This is a genomic window from Geodermatophilus sp. YIM 151500, from assembly GCF_025716945.1.
Lineage (GTDB): Bacteria > Actinomycetota > Actinomycetes > Mycobacteriales > Geodermatophilaceae > YIM-151500.
On the sequence record NZ_JAOVZT010000001.1, the window covers coordinates 143,194 to 157,531 of the forward strand.

Annotated in this window: 13 protein-coding genes and 1 pseudogene; 4 read left to right on the forward strand and 10 right to left on the reverse strand. The window is 75.0% G+C overall.

The genetic code is table 11. The annotated features are described in order from the left end of the window. Positions 1–23: 23 nt before the first annotated feature. The gene (gene hutU, locus OF117_RS00640; protein WP_263550850.1) at positions 24–1,682 is read right to left on the reverse strand and encodes a urocanate hydratase; all 1,659 of its coding nucleotides are present in this window, start codon (positions 1,680–1,682) and stop codon (positions 24–26) included. Between the two features lie 43 nt (positions 1,683–1,725). Beyond that, on the reverse strand, positions 1,726–3,297 hold the full coding sequence (gene hutH, locus OF117_RS00645) for a histidine ammonia-lyase (RefSeq protein WP_263550851.1): 1,572 nt from the start codon (positions 3,295–3,297) through the stop codon (positions 1,726–1,728). 144 nt (positions 3,298–3,441) lie between these two features. Here hutH and OF117_RS00650 point away from each other — a divergent pair. Beyond that, positions 3,442–4,158: pseudogene (locus tag OF117_RS00650) on the forward strand (IclR family transcriptional regulator); the annotation flags it as partial. A gap of 86 nt (positions 4,159–4,244) precedes the next feature. Here OF117_RS00650 and OF117_RS00655 read toward each other — a convergent pair. Then, a complete protein-coding gene (locus OF117_RS00655; protein WP_263550852.1) occupies positions 4,245–5,756 on the reverse strand; it encodes an APC family permease in 1,512 nt (503 codons plus the stop codon). A gap of 188 nt (positions 5,757–5,944) precedes the next feature. On the opposite strand from OF117_RS00655, the gene OF117_RS00660 reads away from it, so the two are divergent. The 3 genes from OF117_RS00660 to OF117_RS00670 all read left to right on the forward strand — a co-directional run bounded on the left by OF117_RS00660 (position 5,945) and on the right by OF117_RS00670 (position 7,897). After that, positions 5,945–6,763, forward strand: coding sequence for a CoA transferase subunit A (locus OF117_RS00660; RefSeq protein WP_263550853.1), 819 nt, complete (start codon positions 5,945–5,947; stop codon positions 6,761–6,763). After that, the gene (locus OF117_RS00665) at positions 6,763–7,431 is read left to right on the forward strand and encodes a CoA transferase subunit B (RefSeq protein WP_263550854.1); all 669 of its coding nucleotides are present in this window, start codon (positions 6,763–6,765) and stop codon (positions 7,429–7,431) included. The genes OF117_RS00660 and OF117_RS00665 overlap by 1 nt, the downstream gene beginning before the upstream one ends. Positions 7,432–7,498: 67 nt before the next feature. Next, positions 7,499–7,897, forward strand: coding sequence for a DUF2784 domain-containing protein (locus OF117_RS00670; protein WP_263550855.1), 399 nt, complete (start codon positions 7,499–7,501; stop codon positions 7,895–7,897). Positions 7,898–7,931: 34 nt separating this feature from the next. Here OF117_RS00670 and pcaC read toward each other — a convergent pair whose 3' ends face one another. From pcaC to OF117_RS00705, 7 genes are all read right to left on the reverse strand, one after another. Continuing rightward, on the reverse strand, positions 7,932–8,330 hold the full coding sequence (pcaC, locus tag OF117_RS00675; RefSeq protein ID WP_263550856.1) for a 4-carboxymuconolactone decarboxylase: 399 nt from the start codon (positions 8,328–8,330) through the stop codon (positions 7,932–7,934). Further along, entirely contained in the window at positions 8,327–9,157 is an 831-nt protein-coding gene (gene pcaD / locus OF117_RS00680; protein WP_263550857.1) for a 3-oxoadipate enol-lactonase, read from the reverse strand. The genes pcaC and pcaD overlap by 4 nt, the downstream gene beginning before the upstream one ends. Continuing rightward, complete coding sequence (pcaB, locus tag OF117_RS00685; RefSeq protein ID WP_263550858.1) at positions 9,154–10,476, reverse strand: 3-carboxy-cis,cis-muconate cycloisomerase; 1,323 nt, start codon at positions 10,474–10,476, stop codon at positions 9,154–9,156. The genes pcaD and pcaB overlap by 4 nt, the downstream gene beginning before the upstream one ends. A 23-nt stretch (positions 10,477–10,499) precedes the next feature. Continuing rightward, complete coding sequence (gene pcaG, locus OF117_RS00690) at positions 10,500–11,057, reverse strand: protocatechuate 3,4-dioxygenase subunit alpha (RefSeq protein ID WP_263550859.1); 558 nt, start codon at positions 11,055–11,057, stop codon at positions 10,500–10,502. A 79-nt stretch (positions 11,058–11,136) separates the two neighbouring features. Then, entirely contained in the window at positions 11,137–11,883 is a 747-nt protein-coding gene (gene pcaH / locus OF117_RS00695) for a protocatechuate 3,4-dioxygenase subunit beta (protein ID WP_263550860.1), read from the reverse strand. Positions 11,884–12,018: 135 nt separating this feature from the next. After that, a complete protein-coding gene (locus OF117_RS00700) occupies positions 12,019–12,720 on the reverse strand; it encodes a TetR/AcrR family transcriptional regulator (RefSeq protein WP_263550861.1) in 702 nt (233 codons plus the stop codon). 140 nt (positions 12,721–12,860) lie between these two features. Beyond that, positions 12,861–14,255, reverse strand: a complete 1,395-nt coding sequence (locus OF117_RS00705; RefSeq protein WP_263550862.1) for an MFS transporter — start codon at positions 14,253–14,255, stop codon at positions 12,861–12,863. Between the last annotated feature and the right edge of the window lie 83 nt (positions 14,256–14,338).

Consider the following 14,338-nt stretch of genomic DNA (forward strand, 5'->3'; position numbering starts at 1 on the left):
GCGCCCACGGCCGGGGGTGCCGGTCACGGGAGCTCGCGCATCGGGACGCGCAGGCCGTGCGCGGCGGCCACCCGGGCCGCCTCGTCGTAGCCCGCGTCGGCGTGCCGCAGGACGCCGGTCGCCGGGTCGTTGCGCAGCACCCGCTCGAGCCTGGCCGCGGCGAGATCGGTGCCGTCGGCGACGGTCACCTGCCCGGCGTGCAGCGAGCGGCCGATGCCGACGCCGCCGCCGTGGTGGATCGACACCCAGGTCGCCCCGGAGGCGGTGCCGACCAGGGCGTTGAGCAGCGGCCAGTCGGCGATGGCGTCCGACCCGTCGGCCATGCCCTCGGTCTCCCGGTACGGGGAGGCCACCGAGCCGGTGTCGAGGTGGTCGCGGCCGATGACGATCGGCGCGCTGATCCCGCCGGCGGCGACCAGCTCGTTGAACCGCAGCCCGGCCCGGTCGCGCTCACCCTGGCCGAGCCAGCAGATCCGGGCGGGCAGACCCTGGAAGGCCACCCGGTCCTGCGCCGCCCGGATCCAGCGCTGCAGGTGGTCGTCGTCGGGGAAGAGCTCGAGCACGGCCCGGTCGGTGGCCGCGATGTCGGCCGGGTCGCCCGACAGCGCCACCCACCGGAACGGGCCCTTCCCCTGGCAGAACAGCGGCCGGATGTAGGCCGGCACGAACCCCGGGAAGGCGAACGCCCGCTCGTAGCCGCCCTGCCGGGCCTCGTCGCGGATGGAGTTGCCGTAGTCGAACACCTCCGCGCCGGCGTCGAGGAAGCCGACCATCGCCTCGACGTGGCGGGCCATCGACTCGCGGGCCCGGGTGGTGAACTCCTCCGGCTTGGCCTCGGCGTAGTCGCGCCAGTCCGCCACCGGCACGCCGAGCGGCAGGTAGCTCAGCGGGTCGTGCGCGGAGGTCTGGTCGGTGACGACGTCCACGTCGACGCCCCGGCGCAGCAGCTCGGGCAGCACCTCCGCGCAGTTGCCGACCAGCCCGACCGACAGCGCCCGCCGCCCCTTCTTCGCGGCCAGGCAGCGGGTCACCGCGTCGGCCAGGTCGCCGGCCACCTCGTCGAGGTACCGGTGCGCGACGCGGCGGTGCAGCCGGTCGGCGTCCACGTCGACGACCAGGCAGACGCCGCCGTTGAGGACGACGGCCAGCGGCTGGGCGCCGCCCATGCCGCCGCACCCGCCGGTCACCGTCAGCGTCCCGGCGAGCGACCCGCCGAACCGCTGCGCGGCGACCGCCGCGAAGGTCTCGTAGGTCCCCTGGAGGATCCCCTGGGTGCCGATGTAGATCCACGACCCGGCGGTCATCTGGCCGTACATGGTCAGGCCGAGCCGCTCGAGCCGGCGGAATTCCGGCCAGGTGGCCCAGTCGCCGACCAGGTTCGAGTTGGCGATGAGCACCCGCGGCGCCCACTCGTGCGTGCGCAGCACGCCGACCGGCCGGCCGGACTGCACGAGCATCGTCTCGTCGTCGGCGAGCGTGGTCAGCGTCGCGACCATGGCGTCGAAACTGGCCCAGTCGCGGGCCGCCCGGCCCGTGCCGCCGTAGACAACCAGGTCGTCGGGGCGCTCGGCCACCTCCGGATCGAGGTTGTTCTGCAGCATCCGCAGCGGCGCCTCGGTCTGCCAGCTGCGGGCGGTCCGCGTGGTGCCGCGCGGGGCGCGCACCGGCCGGGCTCCCTCCATGGCGGCTCCTCCTCGTTCGGGCGACCGGCCCGGATCGGTCCGGTCAGGTCAGGACGTGCCCCGCCAGCGCGGACTGCGCGGCGGCCACGACGGCGCCGCTGCCGACCAGGCCGACGACGGCCTCGATCTCCGGCTCCAGCCGGCGGTCCTCCCCCGGCCCGGGCACGCCCGCGGCGCGGACGGCGTCGCGCACCGCGCCGGTCGCGGGCGCCGGGGTCAGCGGCGCGCGCAGGTCCAGGGCGCGGGCCGCGGTCAGCACCTCGATCGCCAGGACGCGCGCCAGGCCGTCCACCGCCCGGCGCAGCTTGCGCGCCGCCGCCCAGCCCATCGACACGTGGTCCTCCTGCATCGCCGACGAGGGGATCGTGTCGACGCTGGCCGGCACCGCGAGCCGCTTCAGCTCGGCGACGACCGCGGCGGCCGTGTACTGCGCGATCATGTGCCCGGAGTCCACGCCGGCGTCGCCGGCCAGGAACGGCGGGAGGCCGTGGCTGCGGGCGACGTCGAGGAACCGGTCGGTGCGCCGCTCGCTCATGCCGGCGACGTCGGCGGCGGCGATCGCCAGGAAGTCGAGCACGTAGCCGAGCGGCGCGCCGTGGAAGTTGCCGTTGGACTCGACCCGCCCGTCCGGGGTCACCACCGGGTTGTCGATCGCCGCGGCCAGCTCCCGCCCGGCGACCGCGGTCGCGTGCGCCACCGTGTCGCGGGCGGCGCCGTGCACCTGCGGCGCGCAGCGCAGCGAGTAGGCGTCCTGCACGCGGGTGCACTCCGGGCCGCGGTGGCTCGCCATCACCCCGCTGCCGGCGAGGAGGGCGCGCAGGTTCGCGGCCGCATCGGCCTGGCCCGGGTGCGGCCGCAGCGCGTGCAGGTCGGCGGCGAACACCGCGTCGGTGCCCATCAGCGACTCGACGCTCATCGCCGCGGCGACGTCGGCGGTGGTGAGCAGCCGGCGCAGGTCGGCCAGCGCCAGCACGAGCATGCCGAGCATCCCGTCGGTGCCGTTGACCAGCGCCAGGCCCTCTTTCTCGGCCAGCACCACCGGTTCGATGCCGTGCGCGGCCAGGGCGTCCGCGGCGGGCAGCATCCGGCCGTCCCGGTCGCGCACCGCTCCCTCGCCGATCAGGGCGAGCGCGACGTGCGCCAGCGGCGCCAGGTCGCCGGAGCAGCCGAGCGAGCCGTACTCGCGCACCACCGGGGTCAGCCCGGCGGACAGCAGCGCGGCGTACGCCCGCGCCGTCGCCGGTCGGACGCCGGTGCGCCCGGTCGCGAGGGTCGACAGGCGCAGCAGCATCAGCGCCCGGACCACCTCGCCCTCCACCTCCGGTCCGCTGCCGGCGGCGTGCGAGCGGACCAGGCTGCGCTGCAACCGGGCGCGGCGGTCGACCGGGATGTGCCGGGTGGCCAGGGCACCGAACCCGGTCGAGATCCCGTAGTGCGGCCGGTCGTCGGCGGCCAGCGCGTCGACGACCGCCCGGCTGCGCGCGATCTCCGCCAGCGCCTCGTCGGTGAGCCGGACGCCGGCGCCGTGCCGGGCCACCCGGACGACGTCCGCGGGGTCGAGCGGACCGGTGCCCACCGCGACCTGCCCGCGCTCGTTCCGGACCACGACCGCCATGCCACACCGTCCGCGGCCCGGCCACCACGGGGCGGGCGCCGGGACTGTCCGGTATCCCGGACATCGCCCTACGCTGGAGCGGTGGCAGGCCCGCACGCGCCGGTCCCGCAGCCCGCGGGCCGGCGCGCGGGCCCGTCCCCCGGCGTGCCGGCCGCCCGGCAGGCGCTGGCGCTGCTGGCCGCGATGGCCCGGCTGCCCGGGCCGGCACCCGCGGCGGCCCTCGCCCGGGACCTGGGGCTGCCCCGGTCGACCGCGTACGCGCTGCTGGCCGAGCTGGTCGCCGCTGGCCTCGCCGTCCACCTGCCGGAGGAGCGCCGCTACGGCCTCGGCGTCGGCGCGTTCGAGCTCGGCACCGCCTACCTGCGGCAGGAGCCGCTCGCCCGGCTGGCCCGGCCGGTGCTGCGGCGGCTGGCCGACGCGGTCGGGCACACCGCGCACCTGTCGGTGCTCCACGGCCGCGAGGTGCTCTACGTGGTCGAGGAGCGCGGAGCGGGCAGGCCGCCGCTGGTCACCGACGTCGGCGTGCGGCTGCCCGCGCAGCTGACGGCGAGCGGCCGGGCGGTGCTCGCCCACCTCCCGCCGGCGCACGTGCGCGCGCTGTTCCCGGACGCGTCGGCGTTCGTCGACCGGCACGGCGCCGGGCCCGCCTCGCTGTCGGAGCTGCGCCGCGCCCTGTCCACCGTCCGGCAGGCCGGCTGGGCCACCGAGGACGGCGAGGTGACACCCGGCTTCGCCTCGGTGGCCGCGGCGGTCCGGGACCACACCGGCCGGCCGGTCGCCGGCCTGGCCGTGACCTTCCCGTCGCCGGAGGTCGACGCGCCCGGGCGCGGCCGGCTGGCCTCCGCGGCCGGCCGGGCGGCGGCGGAGCTCACCCGGCGGCTGGGCGGCCGGCCGCCCAGCGCGGACGGCGTGCCCCACCCGCAGGTGCAGCAGCTCCGGCACGACGCTCACGGCGTCCCCGCTCCCCCGTCGACCGGGTCGACCGCCACGCCGGGCCGCTCCCGCCAGAACGTCGCGTCGCGGGTGCGCCACCAGAGCATCACCACCAGGCCCACGACGAAGATCGCGACGCCGATGACCAGCGGCGGGCCGACGCCGAGCCAGGCCTGGCCGGTGTAGGAGTTCTCCGGATCGGCGAGGTCGCGCACCGACAGCACCAGCAGCCAGACCAGCAGCAGCGCGCCCACGACCGGCCCGAGACCGACCAGCAGGAAGGTGGAGACGCTCCGGGTGAGCCGCCGCCGGTGGTAGACGGCGCAGGCGATGCCGGTGAGCGCGTAGTAGGACGCGATGAGCAGCGACAGCGCGGTCAGCGAGTCGAACAGCGCGTTCTCGCTGATCAGGCTCACCAGGACGTACCACCCGATGGCGATCCCGGCGACCCACCAGGTGGAGACGTCCGGGGTCCGGAACCGCGGGTGGATGCGCCCGAAGCGACGCGGCAGCGCCGCCCGCCGCGCCATCGACAGCCCGGTCCGCGACGCCGGGATGATCGTCGTCTGCGTCGAGGCGATCGCCGACGTCGCGACGGCGAGCAGCACGATCCAGTCCCAGCCGCCCAGCACGTCGCCGGACAGGATGGCGAAGACCGCCTCCTCCTCGTCGGCGTTCTCGGCGAGGAAATCCGTGCCGGCGTACGCGACGACGGCGTAGGCGACGCCGACGTAGGTGACCAGCAGGACGACGGTCGAGACGATGGCGGCCCGGCCGGGTGCGGAGGCGGGGTCGCGGGTCTCCTCGGTGAGGTTGACCGCCGACTCCCACCCCCAGTAGGCGAACACGCCGAGCAGCAGGCCGTTGGTCAGCGCCGCCCCGCCCTCGCCGAAGGGGTCGAGCCAGCCGAGGGAGGGGGTCAGCCCGCCGAGGGGGCTGTCGCCGGAGACGCCGCGCGCGATCGCGACGACGGCGAACACGAGCAGCGCTGCTGTCTGGGCGATGACCAGGAAGTCCTGCAGCCGCGCGGACAGCTCGGTGCCGAGCACGCACAGCATCGTCATCAGCAGGACGAGCAGCACCGACAGGACGAGGACGACCGGCTTCGAGCCGGTCCAGTCGTCGAGGCCGACGAGGTCGAGGGTGAAGACGACGCCGACCTCGGCCAGCGAGCCGACGACCAGGATGCCGGTCATGGCGATGGCCCAGCCGGCCAGCCAGCCGGCCCACGGGCCCATGGCGCGGGTGACCCAGGAGAACGTGGTGCCGCAGTCCTGGTCGACCTCGTTGAGGAAGTGGAACGCCGAGGCGATGAGCAGCATCGGCACGAAGGAGGCGAGCAGCACCCCCGGCGCATGCACGCCGACCAGCGCGACGACCGCGCCGATGATCGCGGCCAGCGAGTACGCCGGCGAGGTGGCCGCCAGGCCGATGACGAGGGCGTCGAGGAAGCCGATCGCGCCGGGAAGCAGGCGCGGCTCGACGGCCTCCGACGGTGCGGACGCACCGCCACGGTCCCCGCTCATGCGACGGTCAACGTAGCGGACCGGCCGACCGGCGACGTCGGCGCCAGGGCGGCCGGTCGGCGACCGGACCCGACGTCCCGGCGTCACCCCGCGGTCGCGCACGGGCACGCCGCGCAGCCCGGTGCCACGAGACGCACCGCGACCGTGATACTGACCGGACGACGACCGACGACGGAGCGGAGTTGAGCGTGGACAAGGTGGTCCGGAGCACCACGGACGCGGTGGCCGACATCGCCGACGGGATGACCCTCGCGGTGGGCGGCTTCGGGTTGTGCGGGGTGCCGATCAAGCTCATCGACGCGCTCCTGGAGCAGGGCGCGTCGGGGTTGACGACGATCTCGAACAACTGCGGGGTCGACGACCAGGCGTTGGGCGTGCTCCTGTACGCCGGCCGCATCCGGCGCACGGTCAGCTCCTTCGTCGGCGGCAACAAGGAGCTCGCCCGGCTGTACCTGTCCGGCGAGATGGAGGTCGAACTGGTCCCGCAGGGCACGCTGGCCGAGCGGCTGCGCGCCGGCGGTGCCGGCATCCCCGCCTTCTACACCCCCACGGGTGTCGGCACGATGGTCGCCGAGGGCGGCATCCCGGTGCGCTACAACTCCGAGGGCGACGTCGTGGAGGTGAGCCGGCCCAAGGAGGTGCGGGTCTTCGACGACGTGCAGTACGTGCTCGAGACCGCGCTGACCGCCGACTTCGCGCTCGTCCGCGCGGAGGTCGGCGACCGGCACGGCAACCTGCGCTTCCACGAGTCGGCCCGCAACTTCAACCCGCTGGCCGGCATGGCCGGGCGGATCACCGTCGCCGAGGTCGAGCAGCTGGTCGAGCCGGGCGAGATCCGCCCGGAGGACGTGCACCTCCCCGGGATCTTCGTCGACCGCGTCGTGGTGGTCGGCACCGAGGGGAAGAACATCGAGCGGCGCACCACGCGCCCCCGGCAGCAGGCCGGCGCGCCGGCCGCCGCCGGCACCGATGGGGTCGTCGACCCGAACGGAGGGACCCGGTCCTGATGGCGCTCACCCGCGACCAGCTCGCCGCCCGCGTCGCCCAGGACCTGGAGGACGGGCAGTACGTCAACCTGGGCATCGGCATGCCGACGCTGGTGCCGAACTTCGTGCCCGACGACGTCCACGTGGTGCTGCACTCCGAGAACGGGATCCTCGGGGTGGGCCCCTACCCGTTCGAGGGCGAGGAGGACCCGGATCTGATCAACGCCGGCAAGGAGACGGTGACCATCCTGCCCGGGGCCAGCTTCTTCGACTCGTCGATGAGCTTCGGCATGATCCGCGGCCAGCACCTCGACCTCGCCGTCCTCGGGGCGATGCAGGTCAACCCCCGCGGCGACCTGGCCAACTGGCTCATCCCCGGCAAGATGGTCAACGGCATGGGCGGGGCGATGGACCTCGTGCACGGCGCCCGCAAGGTGATCGTGATGATGGAGCACGTCGCCCGCGACGGCTCGCACAAGATCGTCGAGGAGTGCACCCTGCCGCTGACCGGGAAGGCCTGCGTCAACCGGATCATCACCGACCTGGCCGTCGTCGACGTCACCGAGGACGGGCTGGTCCTCCGCGAGGTCGCCCCGGGCGTCAGCCCGGAGGAGGTCGTCGAGAAGACCGGTGCCCCGCTGACCGTGCCGGACGACGTCCCCGAGATGCGGCTGCCCGTCGGCGTCTGACACCGACGACCGCGCACCCCGCCACCGGGCCCGTCCGGGAGCGAGGCGGCGGGGCACACTCGGAGGTGTGCTGGTGCTGGCCTCCGCCGTCGCGGCGCTGCACTTCGCCCTGGTGCTCTTCGTGCTCACCGGGTCGTTGGTGGCGCTGCGGTGGCCGCGGCTGCTGTGCCTGCACGCGCCCGTCGCGCTGGTCGTCCTGGCCGTCAACCTGGCCGGGGAGCCGTGCCCGCTGACGGTGTGGGAGCTCGATCTGCGAGCGGCGGCCGGCGCACCCCTCTACCCGGACGGATTCATCGACCACTACTTCCTCGACCCCTTCGGCGCCGACGTGCACACGACCGCCGCCCAGATCGGCATCTACGCCGTGGCGCTCACCCCGAACCTGGTCGGCTACGCGTTGCACGCCGTCCGTGCCGTCCGCACCGCCCCTCGGAGCGGCGACCCGGAACGCAGCGCCTCCGCGTGAGCGGAGCGCCGCCTGCCCCGGCCGACGGCCGGGGTCAGCCGCCGCGGAGCTCGGCGAGGATCGGGCCGGCGACCTTGAAGGCATGGTTGGCCGCGGGAACTCCGGCGTAGACCGCCGCGTGCTGCAGCACCTCGGCGATCTCGTCGTCGGTCAGGCCGTTGTTCTTGGCGGCGCGCACGTGCAGGGCGAACTCGTCCCAGTGCCGCAGCGCGATGGTGATCGAGAGCGTCATCAGGCTGCGGTCGCGGCGGGACAGGCCCGGCCGCTGCCACAGGTCCCCCCACGCGGTGCGGGTGATGAAGTCCTGGAAGTCGGCGGTGAACGGCGTCGTACCGGCGACGGCCCGGTCGACCCACGCGTCGCCGAGCACCTCGCGGCGCGTGCGCATGCCCGCCTCGCGGCGGGCGTCGTCGGTCGTCGGCCGGTCGGTCACGCCGATCCCTCTGTGGCACCCGTGCGGCCGGGTCCTGCCGCTGTACCGGTGCGGCCGGGTCCTGCCAGGTCGAGGTGGGCGAGCAGCGCGCCGGTCACCTCCAGCGGGCGTTCCAGGTTGGCCAGGTGGGCCCCCGGGCTGACGGTGAGCAGCTCGGCGCCGGGGATCCCGTCGGCGATGGCCTTCTGGTGCTCCGGCGGCAGCGCCGGGTCCTCGGCCCCGGAGATCACCAGGGTAGGCGCGGTGATCCGGCCGAGGTCCTCGCGCAGGTCCATCGCGGCCACGACCTCGCAGCACGCCGCGTAGCCGTCGTCGTCGGCCGCCGCGATCATCCCCTCGAGCCGGGCGACGAGCTCGGGCCGACCGGCGGCGAAGGACGGGGTGAGCCAGCGGCTCACCACCGTCGGGGCCAGGGCGGCCGTGCCGCCGCTGCGCGCGGCGGCCGCGCGGTCGAGGAAGCCCTGCGCATCGGTCTTCGCCGACGTGCAGAGGACTGCGAGCCGGTCGACCCGGCCGGGATCCCGGGCGGCCAGCCGCATCGCGGTCATGCCGCCGAGCGACAGCCCGACCACGTGCGCCCGCCGGGCGCCCACCTCGTCCAGCAGCGCGAGGAGGTCGTCGGTCAGGTCGTCGAGGGTGTACGGCCCGTCCGGCGCCGGCGAGTCGCCGTGCCCCCGGGTGTCGTAGGTGATCACCCGGTACCGCTCGGCCAGCGGCGGGACCTGCGGATCCCACATGCCGCGGGTGGCCCCGAGCGAGTTGGACAGGACGACGACCGGCGCGCCGGCCGGCCCGTCGACGGTGTAGGAGACGGCGACCGCGCTCATGGCTCTCCGTGGACGACTCGGACGTGCTCGGACAGGACGGCGTCGACCTGGGCGGCTGCCTCGCCGAGGTCGGGCGCGACGGGCAGGGACGCCGGGTCGAGGCCGGTGCGCTCCGCGAGGACCGTAACCAGCGGGCGCCCGTCCGACTGCGCCGTCCGCACCGCCTCGGCCACCGCCTCGTGGGCCGGACCGCGTCCCAGCGTCCCGGCCAGCGCCTCGGTCGCGGCCGAGGCGAGCTGCGGCCCGGCCGCGGCGGTGACCGTCGCGGCCATGCGCGCGGGATCCACCCGCAGCGAGTCCAGCGACTCCGCGAGCCAGGCGGCGGCGGAACCGACCGTGCGCAGCAGCTCGGTCAGCGCCGGCCACTCGCTGTGCCACGCACCGGCGGCGCGCTCGTGCTCCTGCTCCATGGCGGTCAGCAGCGTGGCCACCAGTCCCGGGGCGCGGCGGGCGCAGGCCCGCGCGGAGATCGCCGCGACCGGGTTCTGCTTGTGCGGCATCGCCGACGAGCCGCCGCGCCCTCCGCCCACCTCGGCCACCTCGGCGACCTCGGACTGGGCGAGCAGGACGACGTCGACGGCGATGGTCGCCACGACACCGGCGACCGCGCCGAGCAGACCGGCGAGGTCGGCGATCGGCAGCCGCACCGTGTGCCAGGCGACCGGCGTGGTCTCCAGGTCCAGTTCCTCGGCCAGCGCCGCGCGCAGCGCGACCCCGGACCCGCGGCTGCCCGCGAGGGTGCCGACCGCCCCGCCGTACTGCACCGGGAGCGCGGCCCGCACCTCGGCTCCCCGCTCGCGGACGGCGTCCAGCCCCGCCGCCCAGCCGGCGGCCTTGAGACCGAACGTCGTCGGCAGCGCCTGCTGCATGAGCGTGCGCCCCATGACGACGTCGTCGCGGTGCCGCTCGGCCAGGCCGGCCGCGGTGTCCGCGGCGCCGCGGAGCAACGCGTCGAGCCGCTCGAGCGCGGTGCGCGCCACGAGCACGAGCGCGGTGTCGAGCACGTCCTGGCTGGTCGCGCCGACGTGGACGGCGACGGAGTCGCGCGGGCCCACGGCGTCCCGGAGCACCGTGACCAGCGGGGGAACCGGGTTGCCGGCGTCCGCGGCGCGGGCCACGACCGTGGCCAGGTCCAGACCGGCCGGATCGGCGCAGGCGCCGGTGACGGCGTCGGCGGCGGTGGCCGGCACCAGCCCGAGGCGGGCGGCGGCCCGGGCGAGGGCCGCCTCGACCTCCAGCATCGCGCGCAGCCACGCCTCGTCGGTGACGGCCGCGGTCACCGGGCCGCGCGCGAAGGTCCCGTCGAACAGGCCGGTCACCCGCCCGATCCTGCCCGACCCGCTCAGAGCGCGAAGAAGACGGTCTCGCCGTCCCCCTGCAGCCGGATGTCGAGCCGGTAGCCGTCATCCGTGGGCTGCGCGATCAGCGTGCCGCGCCGGTCGGCCGGGACCGAGCGCAGCACCGGGTCCTCCGCGTTGGCCTCGGCCTCGTCGGCGAAGTAGATCCGGGTCACCACCCGGTCGAGCAGACCGCGCGCGAAGACCGAGACGTCGACGTGCGGCGCCTGCAGCCCGCCCTCACCGTCGGGCACCCGGCCCGGCTTGAGCGTGCAGACCGCGTACTCCCCGCTGTCGGTGTGCGACCGGCCGAAGCCGCGGAAGCCGGGGCGCGCCCGGGCCCCCCGCGGGTCGTCGGGGTGGTCGAAGCGCCCGTCCGGGTCGGCCTGCCAGGTCTCGACCATCGCGTCCGGCACGACCTCGCCGGCGCCGTCGAGCACCCGACCCCGCAGCCAGATGGCGCCGGGCGTGCCGGGCTCGACGGCGGAGGGACCGTCGTCCCACGTGAGCCCGATCGCCAGGTACGGGCCGACGGTCGCGCTCGGCGTCGTCCGCGCGCTCACGCGACACCGTCCCGCGTGGTTCCGGCCTCGATCCGCTCCTCGGTCGCTGGCGCTCCCTGCGATGCTCCCTCGGCCGTCATCACGCGACATCCCCGTCGTCGTCGGACTCGAACGGCGTCTGGCCGCTCCCCCGCAGCACGATGTCCCACGAGAACGCCAGCGCCCAGTTGTCCTGGGTCTGCTCGTAGTCGAAGCGGCTGATCGCCAGGTGCCGGGCGCTCCCCGGGATCGCGCCGAAGATCGGGTCCTGGAAGAACAGCGGGTCGTCCGGGAAGTACATCTGGGTGACCAGGCGCTGGGTGAACGCGCGCCCGAACAGCGAGAAGTGGATGTGCGCGGGGCGCCAGGCGTTGTGGTGGTTGCCCCAGGGGTAGGCACCGGGCTTGATCGTGGTGAACCGGTAGCGGCCCTGGCCGTCGGTGATCGTCCGGCCGAGGCCGGTGAAGTTCGGATCCAGCGGCGACGGCCAGTTGTCGACGACGTGGCGGTAGCGGCCGCCGGCGTTGGCCTGCCAGATCTCCACCAGGGTGTCGGGGACCGGGCGGCCGTCGCCGTCGAGGACGCGGCCGTGCACGATGATCCGCTGCCCCTGGGGCTCGCCCTCGTGCTGGCGGGTCAGGTCGGCGTCGGCCGCGGTGACCCGCCCCTCCCCCAGCAGCGGTCCGGTCACCTCGGTCAGCCGCTGGGGCAGGTCGACCGGCGCGAGGAGCGGCGCCCGGGAGGCGGTGCTGCGGTAGTCGGGGAAGCCGACGGGGGTCAGGGCCTCGGCACCCGGGCGGGGATAGCGCGGGAGGACCAGACCGCTCGGGGTCGTCATGCCGGTCATGGCGGCGACGCTAGGGCCGGAGCACGACCTGGACCAAGACCGTCCTTCCGCTGACCGGAAGCCTCGTCGGGACGCCGGGCGTCGGGACGCCGGGCGTCGGGGGGGCAGGGCCGCACGGCGCCGCCGGGTGGGGGGTCAGCCCGCGGTGAGGTAGGCGACGACGAGGTCGCCCAGCATCCGGCGCTGCTGGTCGCGGCGCCCGGGGTCGAGCATGTCCCGGCCGAAGAGCGCGCGCCAGGTGTACCGGTTGGCGGTCCGGTAGATGCAGAAGCCGCTGATCAGCTGGTGCACGTCGAGCGCGTCGACGTCGTCCCGGAAGGTCCCGGCGGCCCGGCCCCGGGCCAGGATGGTCCCGAGGACGTCGAGCGCGGGGGTGTTCAGCGTCGACAGGCGCTCGGAACGCGCGATGTGCTCGGCCCGGTGGATGTTCTCGATGCTGACCAGCCGGATGAAGTCGGGATGGGCCTCGTGGTGGTCGAAGGTCAGCGCGCACACCGCGCGGATGGCCTCCACCGGGTCGAGGTGCTCGACGTCGAGCCGCTGCTCCAGGCCGCGGATCCGGCTGTAGGCCCGTTCCAGGACGGCGACGTAGAGCTGCTCCTTACCGCCGAAGTAGTAGTAGATCATCCGCTTGGTCGTGCTGGTCTTGGCCGCGATCTCGTCGACGCGGGCACCGGCGTACCCGCGGTCGGCGAACTCGCTGGTGGCCACGTCGAGGATCTCGGCGCGGGTGCGCTCGGCGTCGCGGTGGCGCTCCGCGATCGGACCGGCCGCCCGGGCACCCGGGCGTTCGGGGGCCGGCAGCGGTGCCGGCAGGGCGGACGACGACACGACCACGAGCCTCCTCGACGACGGTTGACCGCTCCCGAGCGTAGGGCGCCGCCGGCCGGGCCGACCGGGGTCGGCCCGGCCGGCGGGACCGGGGTGGGCGGCTCGGGCCGCCACGCGGACGCGCCCGGGGGCGGGCGCGGACGCGCTCAGGCGCCGGAGCGGATGCGCTCGTACTCCTCGCGCGGCACCTCGACCGCGTCGTCGCGACCCAGGTCGTTCATGTGCACCCGGTAGGTCTCCCGGGCCGACCAGGCCGACAGCGCGGCGATGATCCCGATGCCGAAGGTGATGCCGCCGACGATCAGCGGCACGTTCGACCCGCCCGGCGCCACGATGGCGTAGAGGGTGGGCAGGAAGGCGGTGATCATCGTGCCCAGGTTCTGCGAGACCGCGAAGGCGGTGACGCGGGTCCGGGTGGGGAACAGCTCCTGGTAGAAGGCGGGGAAGACCGCGTTGTAGCCCTGGTAGACGACGCCCCACATGAGGATGGCCAGGACGAAGGCCAGCCCGACGGAGCCCTGGCTGATGGCCCAGAGGTAGGCGAACGACAGCGCCGTCGACCCCAGCGCCCCGACGATGATGCACGGCCGGCGCCCGATGCGGTCGGACAGGTTGCCCACGAAGGGGATCAGCAGCACGGCGACCGCGTTGCCCACCACGGAGATCCATAGGTAGGTCGCGGTGCTGAAGCCGATGCCGTACTCCTCCTCGTTGGTCGCGTAGGCGGCACCGAAGACGGTGGTCGCCACCGGCACGGCGTTCATCAGCGCCATGAGGACCACGCGGAGCATGTCCCTGCCGCTCTCGCGCACCGCCTGGACGATCGGCGCCTTGGGCACCTCGCCGTGCGCGGCCTCCTCCTGGAACACCGGGGTCTCGTCGACCCGGCGCCGGATCACGTACCCGGCGACCACCACGAGGGCGGACAGCAGGAACGGGATGCGCCAGCCCCACGACTGGAACGCCGCCTCGGGCAGCGCGACCGACAGCGGCAGGAACACCGCGGCCGCGAGGATCTGCCCGGCCTGCACGCCCTGCAGCGTGAAGCTGGCGTAGTAGCCGCGCCGGCCGAAGGGGGCGTGCTCGACGATCATCGCGCTGGCGCCGGAGATCTCCCCGCCGACCGCGAAGCCCTGCACCAGGCGCAGCACCACCAGGAGCGCCGGTGCCAGCAGCCCCACCTGCTGGTAGGTGGGCAGCAACGCGACCAGGAAGGTGGAGACGCCCATCAGCAGCATGCACAGCACGAGCACGTTCTTGCGGCCGTGGGTGTCACCCCAGTGACCCAGCACGAACGCCCCGATCGGCCGGGCGACGTAGCCCACGCCGAAGGTGGCCAGCGACGCGATGATCGCCACCTGCGGGTCGCTCTCCGCGAAGAAGATCGTCGGGAACACCAGCGCGGCGGCCTGCGCGTAGATGAAGAAGTCGTAGTACTCCAGTGCGCTGCCCATCCAGCCGCTGGCCGCGGCCTTCCTGGGTGACTTGCGGAATTCTTCGGGCTCGTGCGAGCCGGAGGGCTCGACCACGGCGTCACGCATGGGTCCTCCTCGGACGGGTGGTGCCCGCTGGGCGCGGACAGCGGTGCGGAGTGCCGTCGACGGAGGGTCGGCGGCGGTTCGAC